This window comes from Terriglobia bacterium, assembly GCA_020072845.1.
In the GTDB taxonomy this organism is placed as follows: Bacteria; Acidobacteriota; Terriglobia; order Terriglobales; family Acidobacteriaceae; genus JAIQGF01.
In genome coordinates this window covers 197210-216666 of record JAIQGF010000007.1, presented here as the reverse complement: position 1 = coordinate 216666, position 19457 = coordinate 197210, and the positions used below count along the sequence as shown (strand labels likewise).

General features: G+C 60.8%; 16 protein-coding genes. 4 read left to right on the top strand and 12 right to left on the bottom strand.

Annotated features, from left to right (window positions below; genetic code table 11):
- The first annotated feature begins 72 nt into the window (after positions 1-72).
- On the top strand, positions 73-1503 hold the full coding sequence (locus LAN70_07355) for a DUF4157 domain-containing protein (GenBank protein ID MBZ5510973.1): 1431 nt from the start codon (positions 73-75) through the stop codon (positions 1501-1503).
- Positions 1500-1910 carry a hypothetical protein gene (locus tag LAN70_07350; protein ID MBZ5510972.1) on the top strand — a complete coding sequence of 137 codons (411 nt, stop codon included), beginning with the start codon at positions 1500-1502 and terminating at the stop codon, positions 1908-1910. The genes LAN70_07355 and LAN70_07350 overlap by 4 nt, the downstream gene beginning before the upstream one ends.
- Positions 1911-1981: 71 nt before the next feature.
- Here LAN70_07350 and LAN70_07345 read toward each other — a convergent pair whose 3' ends face one another.
- From LAN70_07345 to LAN70_07315, 7 genes are all read right to left on the bottom strand, one after another.
- Positions 1982-2260, bottom strand: coding sequence for a hypothetical protein (locus LAN70_07345; protein ID MBZ5510971.1), 279 nt, complete (start codon positions 2258-2260; stop codon positions 1982-1984).
- 516 nt (positions 2261-2776) lie between these two features.
- Positions 2777-3859, bottom strand: a complete 1083-nt coding sequence (locus LAN70_07340; GenBank protein MBZ5510970.1) for a sugar kinase — start codon at positions 3857-3859, stop codon at positions 2777-2779.
- Positions 3860-3896: 37 nt separating this feature from the next.
- A complete protein-coding gene (locus tag LAN70_07335; protein ID MBZ5510969.1) occupies positions 3897-5210 on the bottom strand; it encodes an MFS transporter in 1314 nt (437 codons plus the stop codon).
- Between the two features lie 16 nt (positions 5211-5226).
- Complete coding sequence (gene gndA, locus LAN70_07330) at positions 5227-6594, bottom strand: NADP-dependent phosphogluconate dehydrogenase (GenBank protein MBZ5510968.1); 1368 nt, start codon at positions 6592-6594, stop codon at positions 5227-5229.
- Between the two features lie 46 nt (positions 6595-6640).
- Complete coding sequence (locus tag LAN70_07325; GenBank protein ID MBZ5510967.1) at positions 6641-7912, bottom strand: lactate racemase domain-containing protein; 1272 nt, start codon at positions 7910-7912, stop codon at positions 6641-6643.
- Between the two features lie 12 nt (positions 7913-7924).
- Positions 7925-8761: an SDR family oxidoreductase gene (locus LAN70_07320; protein MBZ5510966.1), complete on the bottom strand. Its 837-nt coding sequence runs from the start codon at positions 8759-8761 to the stop codon at positions 7925-7927.
- The gene (locus tag LAN70_07315) at positions 8754-9590 is read right to left on the bottom strand and encodes a FadR family transcriptional regulator (GenBank protein MBZ5510965.1); all 837 of its coding nucleotides are present in this window, start codon (positions 9588-9590) and stop codon (positions 8754-8756) included. Before LAN70_07315 ends, LAN70_07320 begins: the two co-directional genes overlap by 8 nt.
- A gap of 255 nt (positions 9591-9845) precedes the next feature.
- Here LAN70_07315 and LAN70_07310 point away from each other — a divergent pair, with 255 nt between their 5' ends.
- Complete coding sequence (locus tag LAN70_07310; protein MBZ5510964.1) at positions 9846-11114, top strand: hypothetical protein; 1269 nt, start codon at positions 9846-9848, stop codon at positions 11112-11114.
- A 4-nt stretch (positions 11115-11118) separates the two neighbouring features.
- Here the strand turns inward: LAN70_07310 and LAN70_07305 are convergent, their stop codons facing one another.
- Genes LAN70_07305 through LAN70_07285 form a run of 5 tightly spaced genes read right to left on the bottom strand, consistent with a single transcriptional unit; the run spans position 11119 to position 18112 of the window.
- Entirely contained in the window at positions 11119-12717 is a 1599-nt protein-coding gene (locus LAN70_07305; GenBank protein ID MBZ5510963.1) for a glycoside hydrolase family 28 protein, read from the bottom strand.
- Between the two features lie 23 nt (positions 12718-12740).
- A complete protein-coding gene (locus LAN70_07300; protein ID MBZ5510962.1) occupies positions 12741-13913 on the bottom strand; it encodes a DUF4861 domain-containing protein in 1173 nt (390 codons plus the stop codon).
- An 18-nt stretch (positions 13914-13931) separates the two neighbouring features.
- Positions 13932-15320: a glycoside hydrolase family 88 protein gene (locus LAN70_07295; GenBank protein MBZ5510961.1), complete on the bottom strand. Its 1389-nt coding sequence runs from the start codon at positions 15318-15320 to the stop codon at positions 13932-13934.
- Positions 15317-16783, bottom strand: coding sequence for a glucuronate isomerase (gene uxaC, locus LAN70_07290; protein MBZ5510960.1), 1467 nt, complete (start codon positions 16781-16783; stop codon positions 15317-15319). Before uxaC ends, LAN70_07295 begins: the two co-directional genes overlap by 4 nt.
- 24 nt (positions 16784-16807) lie before the next feature.
- On the bottom strand, positions 16808-18112 hold the full coding sequence (locus LAN70_07285) for a tagaturonate epimerase family protein (protein MBZ5510959.1): 1305 nt from the start codon (positions 18110-18112) through the stop codon (positions 16808-16810).
- 453 nt (positions 18113-18565) lie between these two features.
- On the opposite strand from LAN70_07285, the gene LAN70_07280 reads away from it, so the two are divergent.
- The gene (locus tag LAN70_07280) at positions 18566-19372 is read left to right on the top strand and encodes an IclR family transcriptional regulator (protein ID MBZ5510958.1); all 807 of its coding nucleotides are present in this window, start codon (positions 18566-18568) and stop codon (positions 19370-19372) included.
- The last annotated feature ends 85 nt before the right edge of the window (positions 19373-19457 follow it).

The following is a 19457-nucleotide window of genomic DNA, read 5'->3' as shown; positions in this document are numbered from 1 at the left end:
CACGGCGGGCCTGAAAACTCCGGCGGGCGTGAAGCGTCGTGGCGTCACTCAGCTCATCAACTTCAGCGGTCGATGGGCAACCGGGCCCTGATGCGGATGGTCGATCGGCGCGCAGCGCGCCCCCCCGCTACACCTGTGCCAACTGTCCAATTACAGCGGAAGTGCGCCTGCGGCGGGTCAGACGGCGAGTGTGAATCCTGCAAAGAAAAGCGCGAGCAAGGCTTCCTGCAACGCAAGACCAGCGGCGCATCGGCAGAGACTGGAGTACCGCCCATTGTGCACGAAGTTTTGCGTTCGCCGGGCCAGCCCCTGGACGCGGTCACCCGAACATTTTTCGAAAACCGGTTGGATCATGATTTCAGCGATGTGCGCGTGCACACCGGTGAGCAGGCCGGCGCCTCGGCGAAGGCTGTCAATGCGCTGGCCTACACCGTGGGAAGTGATGTTGTGTTTGGAGCCGGACAGTATGCTCCTTCCTCAAGCGCGGGTCGGCGTTTGCTCGCGCACGAACTCGCGCACGTAGTGCAGCAGCGAGGCGCTGCCCCGGCGGCGGCGAGAAAGCTCACCATCAGTGAACCTCAGGATGCCGCCGAACAGCAGGCCGACCGCGTAGCCGAATCGGTGACCACGGGCCATTCTGTTCCTTCCCCAGGTTCAACTTCCGGTCCAGTTGTGCAGCGAGCGTGCGGAAGTTCGGCGGTCAAGGCGGGCGAGTGCCCCGGGCTCAGCGGGGATGTAACCGGCGAACCATTCTTGTTCAAAGTCGGATGTGATGAATTTCGTGACGGAGAAGAGCCGCGCCTACTCGCCTTTGCAGCCACACTACCACGGAACAACATCTTGGAAGTGCACGGCTTCGCCAGTGAAGAAGGTCCTGTCGCGTTCAACGATACGCTCTCGTGCGCGCGTGCGGAAAAAGCCATAGACGTGCTGACGACAGCCGGCATCTCCGCTAGCCAGATACGTATCTTCAAGCACGGCGCGACAGCAGGTCCAAGGCCGGAGCATCGGAGCGTAGTGATTCATCGTGTCTCTGCCGTTGAACCAGTCGACCACAAGCACAAGGTGGATTGTGTCCCAGCGTACGACACGACCTCCTCCCCATCCGCCACGAACTGCAGCGCGTACCAAGGTCCGTTGGCGAAGACCTGGCTGACTTGGACTTATCGCCACAATGCAACGTGCGCGTGTGAGAACACGCCGGACAATGCCACTAACAATTGCGTGCGGAAATGCCTGCAAGCAAAAATGAGTGCGTTCCTGTCAGGTCTGAGCCGCGCCGGCGCCGTGAGTGGAACATGCCTCGATCCCATCGGTCTGCTTGATCCGGCGTGTCCAGAGCCGTATTGCCGCGATCTCTACCGTCACCACGTCGAATGCTATCGCGAATGCTGTTGTACTCACGGCTTCATCGCTTATCCCGCGTTCGTGACGATGTGCGAATCTCCGTTCCCTTGTTCGTTCGTCGGTACAACGATCGACTGGTTTAATCGCTGTCTTTGAACCGCTTTCCTCCCTTCCGGGTGACGCCCGGCAGCTCATCGCTGAGTACATTGGGGGGAATCACGACAACCGCTGGCGCGCGCTCCGGGCGCAAGATCCTGGTCCAGGTCGGCGTTGACGTCGGCACCCTGGTGCACGAGGCTTGTCATTTCTACGTGCACAACAACTTCACCCAGATGATCGCCGCACGCAAGGACAGCGAAGAATACCTGCGGGGAGCTTCCACGACGTTCGGGCGCATGTCGCCTTTGGGCGCAGCGCAAGGCGGAAATGGCTGTCCGCTTAAGTTGGTAATTCAAGCTCCACTTTTCGCGGAGCGGTTTGACTTCGCGGGCGCCCCGCTGCGGGAGCAAGTCATGTGCGCTGGCTCTAAAGTGAGCGGTTTAGAAAACGGATTTCTGTTCTGACGCGCATAGCTCTGCCTCCAGATCCTCGCAGCGCCTTTGCCCGCGCCATACCCTCAAGCCTCGCGGCGGCATCAAACGCTGTCTTGCCAATTATCCTGTGCCGGTTCGGTGCTTCCATCATCGTAGGTGGCGGTCACGACAAGTGTGTGATCTCGAAACGGACTTGCGCCGCCCGCTTGAAGATGCGTGTGAGCATGGTGATCGACCGGGACCATGATCGTGGGCTCCTGTAAGCCGAGGCCATCGAGGAGGCACTTGACCGCTACGATGCGCTTCCCCTGCGGCGCCGTCACCTTGATCCCCAGATCGTTGCCGGTAATCGCTCGCTTGTGAGTGGTCTCGATTGCCATTGTCCTTTCCTTTCCTGTGACATGGTCAATGGGTGCGACGATGGCCACGTGCAGCCAGTTCGCCTGCCGCCAACCTGATTGTCAGGATTGTTCTCGTCGGCGGCCGGAACGCCGTCGATAACGGATTCTTGTTCCGAAAACGGAACAAACCCCTGGCGGTTGGCACATCCTCCCTTCGTGATCCTCTCGACCCGCCGACGCGCCCCGATCTGCTGCAAGTCCCCGGCAGAAGCTGCGTTCTTGACTCTCCGGCAAGTAGCGGCAGACCCGTACACGCAATTCCTCAACCAGCTTTGGCATTAAAGAAACTTCTACTTGACGCAGGGGGGCATATTGGCCGGGCCTGCGACGCAGAGAACATCCGTCGAGCACTGCGTGTTCGCGCAGTATCTTGCCGCTGCTCGCAATGCGCAACACGGAAAACGGCAGCGCTTTGGGACGATGGCGCTGGGTCATAGAATGACGGCATGCCTCACCTCGGGCAGACTTTCGCGGGCTTTGTCCCGAGGCGCGCCACTACCGCTGAATGCGTGCCGAGCCCCCTGCCGCGAAGCTTCGGACTTGGTCGAGAGTCGCCATCGTAGTGTCGCCCGGAAACGTGGTAAGAAGAGCGCCATGCGCCCACCCTAAGCGAATCGCCTGTTCTGGCGACTCGCCGTTCATGAGCCCGTAAAAGAAGCCCGAGGCAAACCCGTCGCCGCCGCCCACGCGGTCATACACTTCCAACTCCGCCGCCGGCGCTGATACGGTCTGACCGTCAATCCACGCCACTGCGCTCCAACTGTGACGATTCGTCGAATGCACTTCGCGAAGAGTCGTCGCGACGATTTTCACGTTCGGGAAACGCTTCTTCACCGTCTCCATCATGGAGAAGAAAACGGTAGGGTCCAGTTTCGACTTGGCAGCAACATCCGGCCCGGCAAGGCCCAAGCCTTTCTGCAGATCCTCTTCGTTCCCGACCAGGACATCCACATGCCTCGCGATCTCGCACAAAACATCTCGCGCACGCGCAGCGCCGCCCGCACCCTTCCAAAGTTTTTCGCGGTAGTTCAGGTCGAAAGAAGTGACGCAACCAGCCGCCTTGGCTGCCTGCATGGCTTCGATCACCAGTTGCGAAGTGGTCTCGGAGAGCGAAGAGAAAATGCCACCGCTGTGGAACCAGCGAACGCCCTCCGCAAAAATCGACTTCCAATTGAAATCTCCGGGTTGGAGCTGAGCGGCAGCCTCATTGGATCGATTGTAAAAGACCACCGGCGGGCGAACCCCGAAGCCGCGGTCACTGTAAACCGTGGCCATGTTCGGCCCTCGGCTGCCGTCGTGGGTGAAATGCTTGTACAACGGCACCACACCCATGGCTCGCACCCGTTCGGCGATCAAATCGCCGATCGGGTAGGAGACCATCGCCGTCGCGATCCCCGTGCGCAGGCCAAAGCAGTTCGCCAGGTTGGCGGCGCAGTTGTATTCGCCGCCGCTGACATGCATGTCACAATGTGTCGCCTTGCGGAAGGGAACGATCCCGGGGTCCAGTCGGCAGACCAAAGCTCCCAGCGACAGGAAATCGAAGCGACCTAGGTGAGGAATTTTCAAGGATGAAGCCATCTCTTCGTCTCCGAACAGTTGGAAATACCGTGGCGATCTACACCTCTAACTGGACTGGTTTGCCAGTACCGGAAAGCAGGTGAACGAAAAGGAGAGCAACCAGGTAAGCGGAGCCCGCGATCATGAAGACCAGCACGTACGAGCCGGTCCACTGCAGCACATAGCCAACCACCTTGGCGATGAGCATCCCGCCGATAGCGCCCGCCATTCCTCCAATGCCAACCACCGAACCCACAGCACGCCGCGGAAATAAATCAGAGGCGACCGTAAAGAGGTTTGCCGACCAACCTTGATGTGCCGCGGCAGCAAGGCTGACCAAGGCGACTGCCGCCCACAGGCTGGAGACTCGCGACGCGAAAACGATCGGCACCACGGCGAGGGCACACATCAGCATGGCTGTTTTTCGGCTGGAGTGGACACTCCAACCGCGCTTAATGAGCGAAGATGAGACCCAACCTCCGAAAACACTGCCTACTGTGGCTACGTTGTAAATGATCAGCAGTGGAAGCATCATCCCGCTGAGATCCACGCCATGGTTCCGATGGAGAAAATCAGGCACCCAGAACAGATACAGCCACCAGATAGGATCGGTAAGGAACTTGCCGATGCAGAACGCCCAAGTCTGGCGGTACTTGGTTAATTTCAACATCGGTATGGAGGAGGCCTGGTCCGGAGGATCACTGCGAATGTAAGCGAGTTCCCCGGCCGACAGTCGGGAGTGAAGCTCGGGCGCGCGATAGAACCAGACCCAGAGCACAACCCACACAAATCCCAGAGCGCCGGTCGCGATGAATGCCATCTGCCAACCGTAGGTGTAGGTCAACCAGGGGACGACCACGGGAGTGACAATGGCGCCGACGTTCGTACCGGAGTTGAAAATCCCGGTCGCCAGTGCCCGTTCTTTCTTCGGGAACCACTCCGCCACAGTTTTGATCGAGGCCGGAAAACTGCCGGCCTCTCCCAAACCGAGAGCGAACCTGGCCGCGGAGAATCCGAACACCGAGCGAGCCGCTGCATGGCACATGGCGGCAATGCTCCAAACGAACACTGCCAGTCCAAATCCTCTCCGGGTTCCGAGCCAATCCATCACCCGTCCAACGATCAGCAAACCGGCGGCGTAGGCGACCTGGAAATAGAAAACGATGTTGCCGTAATCGATCTCGTTCCAGTGCAGTTGTGCCTGCAAGGTGGGCTTGAGAAGTCCAATCACCTGGCGGTCGATGTAATTGACCGTAGCGGCGAAGAACAGAAGTCCACAGATCACCCACCGGAGTCTTCCTACGGGTGAAACTTGTTGAACTCCTTCCACCTGTGCTGCTAACGCGGAGCCGGTCGTTTCGGTGTCGGCCATTTTCTTATTCCAGTTCCTAAACCCGCGTACCCGTTTCCGGATGCGACCACTCGGTATGGAATACGCCTTCCCGGTCCACTCTTCGATAGGTGTGTGCGCCGAAATAGTCGCGTTGCGCCTGCGTCAGATTGGCCGGAAGCCGCTCGCTACGATAGGCATCGAAGTAGGCCAGCGAAGAGCTGAGGGCGAGTACGGGTATGCCCATACCGACAGCGGTCTGCACGACCAGGCGCCATGCCGCTTGACGACTCTCCACCGCTTCACGGAAAGCAGAATCAAGCAAAAGGTTGACGAGCCCAGGATCGCGGTCGTAAGCCGCCATGATTTCGCCCAGCAGCGTCGCGCGGATGATGCAACCCGCACGCCAGATTTTCGCGATGTCGCCGGGGCGCAGCTCGTACTTGTACTCGGCCGAGGCGATCCGCATCAGCGCCAGGCCTTGGGCATACGACGTGATCTTGCTGGCATAGAGCGCCTGCTCGATCGCCTTGATGAGCTTGTTCCGGTTTCCACTGTAGGCCGGCTTCGGACCACGCAGTAGCGTGGAAGCCCGTACACGCTCCGGCTTGAGGGCGGAGAGGATCCGGCTTTCCACCGCCGCATTAATCGTGGGAATGGGCGCACCGATGTCGAGCGCGTTCTGACTGGCCCACTTTCCGGTTCCCTTCTGCTGGGCCTCGTCGAGGATGACGTCCACGATCGGCCTGCCGGTGGTATCGTCGATCTTGGAGAAGATGTTCGCGGTGATTTCGATCAGGTAGGACTTCAGCTCCCGCTGGTTCCAGTCGCTGAAGATGGCATGCAATTCGGCCGCCGGGATCCCCAGGCCACGATGCATCAGGTCGTAGCACTCGGCGATCAACTGCATATCCCCGTACTCGATTCCGTTGTGAACCATCTTCACGTAATGCCCGGCGCCGCGTGGCCCGATGTATTCCACGCAAGGCTCGCCGTCTTCGGCGCGGGCCGCGATGGCCCTCAGAATGGGCGCGACCGCCTCCCATGCTTCCCGCTGCCCGCCCGGCATGATCGCCGGGCCCCAGAGCGCGCCTTCTTCGCCGCCGGAAACGCCCGTACCGATGAAGTTGAATCCCTCCGCCTCGAGCGCCTTGCTGCGGCGCTCCGTATCGAGGAAGAAGGAATTGCCGCCATCCATCAGAATGTCGCCGCGCTCCAAGTGCGGCTTCAGGTGGGCAATGGCGCTGTCCACCGCCGCACCGGCAGGCACCATGATCAGGATGCGCCGGGGTCGTTCCAGACACTGCATCAAGGCAGCGGGAGAATCCACTCCTTCTGCGAAAGCGCGTGTTTTGGCCGGGTCGAGATCATAACCCGCGACGGGAAAGCCATGGCGCTCCATGTTCCGCGCGAGGTTCGCCCCCATGACGCCCAAACCCACGATGCCGATCTTGTATGCCAAGTTGGTTCTCCTACGATGCCGCTGCCATCGTCGCTCTCTTGAGCCGGAACAGGATTTCGCCGGCGCGCGGGATCGCGACCACGCCTTCGTCCTCGCGACCACGCCACTCGTCGAGATGAACGGTTGCCGGGTTCAGATATCCCAGGTTGATGCGGCGGCAGCGCTCTTCGGGAATACCGGTGGCCAGCGTCACCTTGATGCGTGGAGTTTCAATCCCAGTACTGGCGTCGTACTGGCCGAGGCCTTTGACGTGCGTCGAGTGCGCCAGTACTCCGCCCGGAAAATGCTTAAAGCGGTCCCACTGCTTCATGAAGTAATCGCGGCAGTGGTAGCCAATCTGATCGATCAGCTTTCCGTGGGTATAGCTGACCTCGGTAAGGCCCGGACTGTAGATGACGACTTCGCCGCCGTCGGCAACCGCAGGCTCGATCTTGTACATGCCTTTGGCCGCGGTCCACAAGTCGTCGTACATCTCCGGCATGATGGACAGCACGCGACGGAACGGCCGCTCGACATAGACAATGTGCTTGCGGGCCGAAAGTGCCGACGCCGCGGTCCACGCCTCCTGGGGAGATCCGAAGTACAAGCCGGCGACTCCCTCATGGGTGACGACCAGCGCGAAACAGGACCTGGGGCGGGGAATCATTTCGGCGGCGCGATCAATCACCGCCCGCACCGGCGTGTAGCCCGCGCCGATCACCTCGTAGTTGGTGATCACGGCGCCCAGCCAGTGCGTGAAGTTGATGATCTCCGGGCCGGCAATGCCCGGGAAAAAGTATTTATTGCCGCCCGAGAACCCGACCACTTCGTGCGGGAACACCGGGCCACAGACCACAAGATGGTCGTAATCGAGGATCAGCCGGTTGAGCGTGACCGGCACTTCTTGCGACATGAGGCCGCTGGTAATCAGCTCCATATCCAGAGCAGGGATGGCGCCGAGCCGGATAAAGTTCTCTGGGTTTTCCCAGCGGTGGTTGAAGACGTAGGAATCGCCTGCCTTCCCATCCACCACCGGCTGGCCGACCAACTTGCTTAGCTGCGCATCGCTCATGGGAGGATGGGTGCCCAAGGCAACCAGGTAGTCCAGCGCCTTCGTCCGCGGCCGCAGCAGCTCTCGAAAAATTACAAACATTTCCGGCATGGGCATGGTGCGTGTCCCATCCGGGATAATGATCAGAATGCGTTTGCCATCGAAGGCGGCCGTGGCAATCGCCTCGGAAACGATCTGCCGCATGTCATCGGCACTCAAGTATCCAACGGCAGATCCTCTTCCGACCGTCATCTCTTCGCTCCTTCAAACACCGCTGTAGGCTGAGAAACCACCGTCGACCGCGACCACCGTGCCGGTAACGAACGCGGACGCGGGCGACAACAACCACAGCACGGCGCCAAACAAATCTTCGGCTTCACCAAACCTGGCCATGGGAGTGTGGGCGATGATCGATTTGCCGCGCGCGGTCAATGCGCCGGTGTCGCGATCCGTCAGCAGGAACCGGTTCTGTTCTGTGAGGAAGAATCCGGGCGCAATGGCGTTGACGCGAATGCGCGGCGAGCACTCCTGGGCCATGTGCACCGCCAGCCATTGGGTGAAGTTGCTGACGCCCGCCTTGGCCGCCGAATACGCGGGAATGCGAGTCAGGGGGCGAAAGGCATTCATCGAGGAAATATTCAGGATGGTTCCGTGCCCTTGCTCCGCCATGATCTTGCCGAAGACCTGGCACGGCAGGATGGTTCCGAGAATGTTCAAGTCGAAAACCCAGCGCAGCGCTTCGGTGGGCAGGTCGAAGAACTTCAGCTCAGCACTGGTGGTTGCCTGGGGCTTGTTTCCTCCCGCGGCGTTGATCAGGCAATCGATCTTTCCGAAACGGGCCAGGACGTCGGCCGCCGCCTTCTTCAGGCTGTCAACCTGAAGCACGTTGCAGGCAAACAGTTCGGTCTGCGCGGCGCGCTTGCCCATTCGCTCCAGGAGTGCCTTGCCGGGTTCGAGGTTGAGGTCCAGAATGGCGACCTGCGCGCCGCAGCCGGTCAGGGCGCACGCCATTTCGCCGCCCAGGACGCCGGCGCCGCCAGTGATCACCACCGTTTGCCCGGTAAAGTCAAAAGCTTTGATGAACCCCTCGTAACTATTCATCGCCTCGATATTGCCTTCCCTTTCTTCTCCGCGGGGAGCGCTCATTCCCGCTACGCGAACCAGGCCCTGGCAATAAAGCAGACCTGCGCTCTGTGCCGGATTGCTCTTGCGCCTGATGTTGGCCGGATATCAGCAGGTGCTTGTCCATGGCGGATCGTGCGGCTTCGGGATCGTGAGCGCGAATCGCCTGATAGACAAGCCGGTGCATCTGGGCTGCATCGCGAAGATTGGTATCGGTCGCCAGCCTCGCCGTCTGTTTGCGCCTCTCGTAGAAAAGAGTGGAGACCATCTCCACCAATGACGCAACGATCGGATTCTCCGATGCTGCTGCCACCGCACGGTGGAAACTCATGTCGTGGACCAGGAAAAGTTCCTTTTCGTCGATCGCCGCAAACAGATTGCTGACCTCATCGGCAATTTTGGCGATCGCTTCCGGCCGGGCGCGCTGTGCCGCCAATCCCGCTGCGCCAACCTCGAGAATGCGGCGTGCCTCGAACATTTGTTCCTGAGTAAACCCGTGCAGCGCCGCCTGAAAATTCAGCGGCTCAGTACCCAAACTCGGCGGCCCCGCAGTGATGTAGGTTCCCGAACCAGGTCTCGACTGCACCACCCCCATGGCGGACAAGGCCCGTAGGCCGACGCGAACCGTGGGACGGCTGACGCCGATTTGCAGGGCCAGGTCCCGCTCGGCCGACAGACGGTCTCCCGGGCACAACTGACCGCGCTCGATCAAGTGGCGTACGAAGGAAACCACTTGTTCGGCGCTCCCTTTCCAGGTCGCCTTGCCGTTGCCGCGCTGAGGAGTATGCATTGGGCTGCTGCTGGCCATGTCATGTACGAATCGACAACCAACCAAAGTGGTATAGCCACCTTGGGTAAGAGTGGGCAGATTGCGGCACGAGTATCCGCTTCGAAATAAGCGTTGTCAACGGTAATAAATGCTATTTTGAGCATGCGTGAGTGCCATTATGGTCCGGCGGTCGGGGTATCCTGCTCGCATATGTGGCAATGCCACTTTTGTTTTGCTAAACATATTGGTCTATCCTAACGCCGCTGACCTGTGGCCACTCATCTGGGATCTAATATGTCGGTTGCCATGCGCATGCGCAATGTCGCCATCGCGGGTTTGGTCCTTCTGCTTGCTGGGCGCCTTGCCGGCGCGCTCGACATTACGGTTGCGGCGCACGGGCCGGCCCAATTCCCGACCATTCAAGCCGCGGTGGATTCGGTGCCCGAGGGCAATCGCGAGCGCGTCGTAATTCACATCAAGAACGGGACGTACCGCGAGCAGGTGCGGATTCACCGGTCCTTCCTGACGCTGCGCGGGGAAGACCGCAAAAGGACGTTGATTACAGCCGAAGTTGATACCAGTTCCTGTCCCACCGCTGCCGATCAATCCAAAGAGGAGCAGTGCGCCACCGTAATCGCCGACGGTTCGGAATTGGTCTTCGAGAACCTGACCGTCGCCAACTCGTTCCAATCCGAGAAGGGCAAAGGGGCGGCGCTGTCGATCGTCGGTGATGCGACGCACATCGTGATCGCCAACGTGGACGTGGTGGGATTTGGCGGGGATACCTTGGTGCTCTCGGCGCGGCGATGGAAGCTTGGGGACGGCGCCGAGTATTACCTGAACGACGTGTATGTGTCGGGCACCTATCACATCATGGTGCCGCGCGGGACCACCTACGCCGTGAACTCCAGGTTCTGGTGCGCGGGCGGAACGAAGAGTTGTTTGTTCAACGAAGGGCTGGCGCGCGAGTCCGACAAACTGGTCATCCGCAACTCGGTGATCGACGGCCCGGAGCCATTCGGACTAGGGTCGTATTTCCGCGACGCGGCATGGTACTTCGTGGAGGACAGGATTTCAGACCGGCTTTTACCGAGCGGACAAATCTGGCGCGAGCCCGCGAAGAATTATCAAATGAAATGGGGGGAGGGGCGCATCTACTTCGCCGACAACAAGGCCCCGAATTACCCGTGGCTCAAGAACAACATTGAACAATCCCCGGCCCAAACCAAGACAACGGTGACGGCGGAGTGGACGCTGCCCGGCTGGAATCCGGAAAGCACGTCGGTGCCCCGGGTCGTCAAGGTTGAGCGGACAAGCGGCCGCGTGCTGGTGAAGTTCAATGAGAGCGTCACGGTCCGCGGAGTTCCCGCCCTGGCTTTTGCGTCAGGAGCGAAGGCCGGTTACAGGCGCGGAAGCGGCACCGACTCTTTGGAGTTTGCGGCGGGCCCTGCCAGCGAACCAGTAGCGATCGAGTTGCGCGGAGGAGATATCTTTGCCTCCTCCGCATCCCTTCGTCGCCGCAATGCCGACTTGTCACTCACCCGGGCCGGAAGAAGTCGCTGAAATCTCAGCTTCGCTTGACGATGGCGCTGTCGCTGGCGCCATTGACCAGGCCGACTTCGTGAGCAGCCCGGCTCAAGCGGTTGCCGATCAAGCTGATGTCGCGATTGGCCGTACCCTTCAGTTCCAGGAAAGTGCCGGTGCCTTCGGGAGCGGTGCACGATTGCACCACCGCGTCGGTGACATTTTCAAAACGAATGACCGGTTCGCCGCTCCTTGGCTTGCGCGTGGTTGCCCTGCTGATGTCGAGGTTGTGAACTGAATCGGCAGCCACCACCGGTCCCTTCGCCACATTCACTACGACATCGGAGAATCTGACTCCGATTGCGTTGGTACAAGCAATGCCGGTTTCGGCGCCCTCGACCGTGAAGTTGCTGATACTGACCTCCTGGATCGGCATCTCCTGCAGTCCTTCGATGACCGCGGCCTTCTTCACATTGGTGGCGAAGATGTCGCTGAAATGGAAGTTGCGGAAGCGGGGCGTACCCTGGTTGACCGGTTCGGACTTGTGCAGGTCACCCCCGGTGTAGAACATCGTGACCACCACAGCCTCGCCGACATCGCGCATCACCACGTTGGAGGCGCGGACGTTTTCCACCACGTTGCCGCGGCTCCTGGCGGTCTTGAAGCGCAGCCCTCGGTGGGTCCCGTCGCAGAGGCAGTTACTGATGGCAACGTTTCTCACGCCGCCCGCGGTTTCGCTGCCGATTCCCACCCCGGCATGACCTGTGCCAAAGACGCAATTGGTGACGGCGATGTTCTCGCAGGGGATTCCATCCTCCCGGTATTTGTATCCGGACTTAATAATGATGCAGTCGTCGCCCACGCTGATGTAGCAGTTCGCGATGCGCACATTGCGGCAGGAGTCGGGATCGATGCCGTCGGTGTTGGGAGAGCCCCAGGGCGCGGTGATAGTGAGGCCGTCGATGACCACGTCGTTGCACTGCACCGGGTGGACATTCCACGAGGGCGAATCGACGACGCTGATGCCGGCGATTCGCACATTGCGGCAGCGGAACAGGTTGATCATCCGCGGGCGGCCCCATTTCAGCAGCGATCCGGGAGGATTTTCCGGTTCACGCTCCTCCAGCCCCAGCTTGCGCCGCAGTTCCTCGTCCCGGCGGAAGGCTTTCCACCAGGCTTCGCCCTGTCCATCGAGCACGCCGCGGCCGGTGATGGAGACGTTCTCCAGATCAAGCCCGGTGAACAGCGCGGCATAGGTTGTACGATCGATCCCTTCCCAGCGTCCTTGCATGGCAGGAACACCACCGAAGTCGGTGGTGAACAGCAGAGTCGCGCCCGCCAGAATCTCGACTTCCACGTGGCTCTTCAGGAAGATTGCGCTGGCGAGAAACTTCCCGGGCGGCACGATGACCTTGCCTCCGCCGGACTTCGCACAAGTGTCCACAGCCGCCTGGATCGCCGGAGTGCACAGAGTCTTGCCGTCGGGAACGGCGCCGAAGTCGAGGATGTTGTAGAGCGAGGTGCGCGAACCCGCCGGAGTCGGATCAGGTTCAGCACCGTACGCGCTGGCGACTGGAACGGTTACGGCAGCCACAGCCGCCAGGTTCCTGATGAAGCCGCGACGCGGATTATCGTCAGACATCTTTCCCCCTTCTTCCGCGGGCGCTACTGGGCCGCCAGTGACACCTGAAGCGGCGAGCGCAGGCGAGTTGCGAACTGGGCAACGTAGCGGTCCCACTCTTCGGGGCCTTTGAAGTCGCCACTTTTATTCCAGCCAAAGCCGGCGTAATAGACGGCGACTTTGTCGGGCGGCATTTTCGCGGTCACGAGGTAGTTCTTGATGTCTACTGTGTTGCCGATCACGCTGGCGGGATCGACGATGACAGCGCAGCCCAGTTGACCATCATCGCCCTGCAGGGCTTCCCAGGCACGGAGCGTGCCCTGGTCCCGCGAAAAAGCCAGTTGAACCGCCGGCGTCTTCCTGATGCCGATAGCTTCGGCGAGATCGCCCGAGCCACTCTCCACGGTGTAGTGGCTTTCAAAGCGATCAAGGTTCTGGCCCGCATCGAGCGTGATTCGCTTCACCATGGAAACTCGGACGCCGCCCGCCTGCCATGCCGGGTACACCAGCTCGAACATCACGCGGATGGGCCCGTTGGCGAGCACGCGAGTATCGCGGAAGTTGGCCGAGGGATAGAGGCGTCCACCGGCCCAAAGGCCGTCTCCGCCGCAACCGCGGCTGCTGCCGGCAGAGTACAGGTCTGCGCCCTCACCGTGGTCGTGGTGATAGTCGTCCACCATGTACCAATCGTTGATCACCAGCTTGCGGGTCCGCTTCGTCCACACATCCACCGCACTGCTGGTCAGCGGTTCCTGGGCCCAAGTCTCCAGCGCCGCGCCGTACATGCGGTGAGCGATGCGATCGTTTTCCCAGGCGAAGTCGTCGCGGCGTTCTCGAACGAAGCGGCCGTAGGCCTTGAACTGCTCACGGGCGGCGATCTGGACTTCACCAACCGTGAGGACAAACTTCCGCGTCTCCGACGGCCCGATGTCGGTCTGGAACAGAAGTTGGTCGAACGTTCCGTCGTCGTTGAGGTCGACGGCTTGAACGAGCAGGTCCTGCGCGGAGCGGGCATCGCGCACATGGACCCGACGTACGTCTTTGACGCCGAGAATTCGACGCAGCTCGGCAGCGTCCAAGACAATAGTCTCCGAGGATCGAGCGAGATCAATGGGGTTCTTCACCATGACCGTGGCCGATGAGGAAGCGGCAGCGGCGGGGCCCGCGGCAGCCATGAAGCTGAGGCCGATCAGCAATGTGGCGATGATGCGGGCCATGTACTACTCCTCTCGCGACTATTTCCCGCGCGGACGGTAATGAAAGGTGTTGAGCTTGCGCTCGACATCGAATGACCGGAGCATCTGGATCATCTCCGCGCCGGCGAGCAGGGTAGGGCCGTAGCCCTGCATGGCGCGGGTACTGGTCGGACGGTGGTAGTAGTAAACGGCATCATAGGCAGCGGTCGTGCCCACGCAGATGCCGTCAATCTCTCCGCTCTCGCGCACGCGCTTGGCTACCGCCTGCCAGCCGGCTTGCGCAACCGGGGCATAGATCGGGCTAAGCCAGCCGCGATTCACTCCACGCGCAATGGCAAAGGTAAACATCGCCGATGCCGACGTCTCCAGATAGCTGTCGGTACGATCGAGCAGTTGGTGCCACAGGCCAGTGCTGCCTTGCAGTTCGGCGACCCCGCGAATACCCGCTTGGAAGAGTTCGAGCACGCGTGCGCGATCTGGATGATTGTCCGGCATCACGCTCAACAGTTCCGCCAGCGACATCAGCGCCCAGCCGTCGGCGCGGCCCCAGTAGAACCTAGGGTCGTGATCCACTCCTTGAAACCAGGCGTGGTCGTAGAGTCCATTGGCGGGGTTGAAGACGCGTGCCGACATCTGTATGGCCTGCCGGGCGGCATCGTCGAAGTACTTGCCATCGCCCGTGAGGTGCCCCATCTGCGCCAGCAGCGGGATGCTCATGTACATATCATCGGTCCAGATGGAGACCGGCAGCGGCCGCGGGCGCGCCAGCGTGCCGTCGGGCATGCGCGTCATCTTGTGGGAGACGAAATCGGCAGCTACGTCGATGGTTTCGCGGTAGCGCGGATCCTGCTTCTTCGCATAGGCCTTGACGAGTGCAAAGCCGATGGCGCCGCAGTCATCGAGTTCATGCATCGCCAGCAGTCGGCGATAGCCGTGCGGCTGCGGCCCAAACTGCTGGGCCTGGCGGCGGAAGTAATTGAGGTGGTCGAAGATGAAGTCGAAGTTCTTGAGCGCGTAATCCTGGTAGCGCCGGTCCCCGGTCACATCGGCAACGTGCAACATGCCGGCCAGCGCAACGCCGGTAGAGTAGGTCCAGTCGTTGAACTCCCCGTTGCTGAGATCGACTTCGGCGGTTTTCACCGGATGAGAGAAGTCGGTGATTGGCTTGCCGGTACTGGAGTCAATGATGCGATACGGTGTGGAGCGGACGAAGTGAGCAAGAATGCGATCGAGCGTGGCCTTGATCTCGGTCTCGGTGGGAACGGTATAGTCCACGCCCGGCGCGAGAGAAGGTTCTGTGAACGATGGATCGCTGCGCCCCGGCTGCTGAGGAACCGCCGCCTGGGTCTGCTGTGCGATCGCGCCGATGGTGACCGCCAGGACGAAGGGCAGCACTCTTCCGAAGACGATGGTCGCTGCTCCCCTCATGCCGGTTCTCCGCACTTCGCCAACTGCTTGCCGGCGGCTGCGCTTTCGGTCGTGCCCAAGTCGAGTTCCAATCCGAGATACTGACGGGCGTTTTCGAAGCAGATGTTCTGCACCATGCCGCCGATGAGCGCTTCATCGCCGGGCAACTCGCCACTTTCCATGTCGGCCCCGAGCATATTGCACAGCACGCGGCGGAAGTACTCATGGCGGGGATAGGACATGAAGGAGCGCGAATCCGTGAGCATGCCGATGAAACGCGACAGCAGGCCGGCGTTGGACAGGGCATTGATCTGCCATTGCATGGCTTCCTTCTGATCGAGGAACCACCACCCGCTGCCGAACTGAATTTTTCCGGCCACCGACCCGTCCTGAAAGTTGCCGATCATGGTGGCGAGGACGTAGTTATCAGCCGGGTTCACGTTGTACAGGATGGTTTTCGGCAGCGCATGCTCGCGATCAAGCGCGTCCAGGTAGCGGCCAAGCGCCTCGGCCTGCGGCCAATCGCCAATGGAATCCGAGCCGGTGTCGGGACCGAGTTGTTGCAGCAGGCGGGTATTCGCATTGCGGAGCGCACCCAGATGCAACTGCTTGGTCCAGCCTTTCCCGGCATCGAGGTGGCCGAAGTAGAGCATCATGAACGACGCGAATTGGTGCTGCTCGACCGGCGTAGCGGCCTTTCCGGCACGCGCGTTGTCGAATATGCGCGCCGCCGTCGATTCCGAACACAAATCGGCATAGCAGTAGTTCAGGCCATGATCGGAAAGACGGCCGCCCATGGCGTGGAAGAAGTCGTGCCTCTGGCGGAGGGCAGCCAGAAAGCTCTCGAGCTTGACGATATCGACGTCGCTGGCCGAAGCCAAGCGATCTACCCACGGGTTGAACAGGTCGGGGTGGTGGACGTTGAGCGCTTTGTCGGGCCGGAACGCCGGATAGACACGCGTGCCGAACGGCCGGCCGGCAATCTGCCGGTGGAAGGCGAGGTCGTCAGCAGGATCGTCGGTGGTGCAAACGGCCTTCACCTTGAACTTCTTCAGGATGGCCTGGGTGCGAAGGCTTTCTCCTGCAAGTTGGGCGTTCGCCTTCTCCCATACCTCGCGGGCGGTGCGCTCATTGAGGAGGTCATCGATTCTGAAGTAGCGCTTCAGCTCGAGATGCGTCCAGTGGAAAAGGGGATTGCGAATCGTGTGCGGCACCGTGCGGGCCCAAGCCAGGAACTTGTCGAACGGAGAAGCGTCGCCGGTGCAGTAGCGCTCGGACTCGCCGTTGGTTCGCATGGCGCGCCACTTATAGTGGTCGCCTTCCAGCCAGATTTCGAAAAGATTGCGAAAGCTGCGGTTCTCGGCAATGTCTCGGGGCGAGAGGTGGCAGTGATAGTCCAGGATCGGCTGCTGCTCGGCATAGCCGTGATAAAGGCGCTTGGCGGCTTCCGAGTGCAGAAGGAAGTCTTCGTTGATAAAGCCCATGGCTCTCCTCCTGGGCTAACGGGCTTACGCTGACGCGTCCCCAGCCAGGAAAATCGGGGTGATATGCCGTTCGTACAAGTTGGCGATCACATTACGTGAGATGGAGTCTTCGCACGCCACCAGCATGTCCAGATAGCGCTGGCCCAGCTTGGCGGCGACCTTATAGCCAACGTGCAGCAACTGGCGGAAATCGGAGTTGTACTCGGGACACTTCTGGTCGTGACGCAGAGCGTTGGCGTACTGCTGTGACGACCACCCGTTGACCTGTTGCGGGGAGGGCAGCCTCCCTGCGCTGATGTCAATCACGGCTGCGTACGGAGCGCACAGCTCATCACGATGCGCGTGCGCCTCGGCGTAGATCTCCTTCGCCAGTCCAAGTCCATCGCCGCCGGCTTCCGCCAGTCCGACCAGTTCTTCGAGCCAGGTGGTGCCGGCAGTCTTTACATGCACGCCGGCCCCGGTTTCGCGCAAGGCGCGGCGGATGGCCGGATAGATGGAGAACTTGTCGCTGCCAGAATGGATGCTCAGCTTCAACTGGGCAGGCAGGCCGTAGACCTGGATGGCATGAGCGATTACCGCCAGGTCGCTGCGAAACTCGACTTCAAACTGCGCGACGTCTCCCACATAATCCACGCCCTTGTTGAAGCGGCCGGTGAACTTCGGCGCAATCGTTTGCAGCGGAATGCCCTCATCGGACAGGGCCGCGAGGATCACCAACAACTCGGCTGGACTCTGGGGAGTGTCGGTTTCGTCCATCGAGACTTCGGTGATGAAGGCGCCCGTTCCCAGCGCGCCCGCGATGTGCCGATAAATCCTGCCCGCCTCCAGGGTGGCGAACAGGTACTTGGTCGCAATCTCCGCCAACCCTTCGCGCGACAGTTGCCGCGAGAACCCGCGGCCTTGCAGTTCGATGGGCCGCAGCAACTCAGGATGGCGGTGGATAAATGCGTCGATTGCCGACGCCTCCGATGGTTTGCCAATGGCGTAAGCAACGTCCAGGGTATAGAAGTCGCTCGATGGCAGGAAGCCGTCCACGGTGTCGAGGTTGATGTGGTCGGCGTCCACGTGGAAGGGCCTGGTCCATTCCAGTTCGCGCACTGCCTTTTCGGCGGCGGCACGCACACTCCCAGGCTTGGAACCAACAATAAGGTGTTCGCGGTTCGACTTGTTCCAGACCGGAATGATCTCGACGCCACGCTGCGCAGCCATGACGCAGGCGCGCAACTGAGCCCGGGCCTGATGGGCAAAGCGGTCGCCGACGCCCAAAGAGTATCTCGCGAGGCGGAGGCCGGCTGAGGATGCCAGGGAATGAGTCGCGGATGAGGTCATCGGGGTCCCTCGCGGAGCGGTCTGGGCAGAATCATTGGATGTGCCCGCTTAGTTGCTCCGCATCCTGAATCGTTTTATACAATACAACGATGTTGTAATTGACAAAACAATAGTTTCGTGTTTCCTGTTGTGTGTCAACCCACTTCTTGGTCCGCGACCCCCGAGACGACGCCATGCCGCAGCCCGCAAATCAATCCGTCGCCGCCATAACAACGGGTGACGTCGAAGGGGCAGTCGCGGTCTGCAAAGTGGGGGCCATTGTACGACTTCACCGTCCCGGCGGCGGCGCCGGCAAGCGAGCCGGCTTTGCGCCCCACCGGGGACGGGTGGATTCCCGAAGCGGGACAATCAATCTTTCCATGAAAGGAAGAATGCTGCTTGACAAGCCGGCTCGCCGGTGACAGGCTGTGGCCGATGATTTGTCTATTGCAACAGCATTTTAATAGATAAAACATGAAGGTAGCGCGAACCACCTCCGGCAAGTACGTTGTGGATGCGGTCGCCAAGGCGCTGGATGTGCTGGAAGTCTTTGGCGGCAGCGAAGGCCTTACGTTGATCGAAATCAGCCGGCGGGTCGGGTTGAACAAGAGCCGCACGTTCCGGCTGCTGCACACCCTGGCCAAGCGCGGTTACGTGGAGCGCAGCGCCGATGGCAGCCTGTACATGCTGGGCATCAAGTTGTTCGAGCTCTCCACCCATGTCCGCCGCGACATCAAGGACATCGCCCGCCCGCTGATGCTGGAACTGCGCGAGCGCTTTAACGAGATGGTGAACCTCAGCGTGCTCGACGACGGCAACGTTCTCTATCTGCAGATTGTGGATAGTGCGCGTCCGTTCCGCATGAGCGCGACCGTGGGATGCCGCATGCCGGCCCACCAGACGTCCATGGGAAAGGCGATGTTGGCTTTTCTGGGAGCGGACGATTCGCGTTCTCCCTACTTCTTCTATCTCGCCAAGCTTTCGCGGCAGCGCCTGCAAACCGTGCGCAAGGAGCTGGAACTGGCGCGCCAGCGGGGCTATGCGGTCGACAACGAGGAGAACGAGCCCGGTGTGGCCTGCATCGGGGCGCCCATCTTCGACGAGAGCGGGCAGCCCATCGCGGCCATGAGTGTCTCCGGGCCGGTCCATCGAATTCTGGAAGGCGAAAGCAAGATTGCGAACGCGCTGATCGCGGCCTGCAAGGGCGTTTCGAAAAAGCTTGGCTACAGTGCGCAAGTGGCCGCGGCGCCCGCCAAGCAGCGCCTTCGGGCGAAAGCATGAGGCCGCCGGGGCGGCAACATGACGGAGGGAATGCGAACCTGCTTTCCTTCCGCCATGCGACCCCAGCCGGGTGAAGGGCAATTCG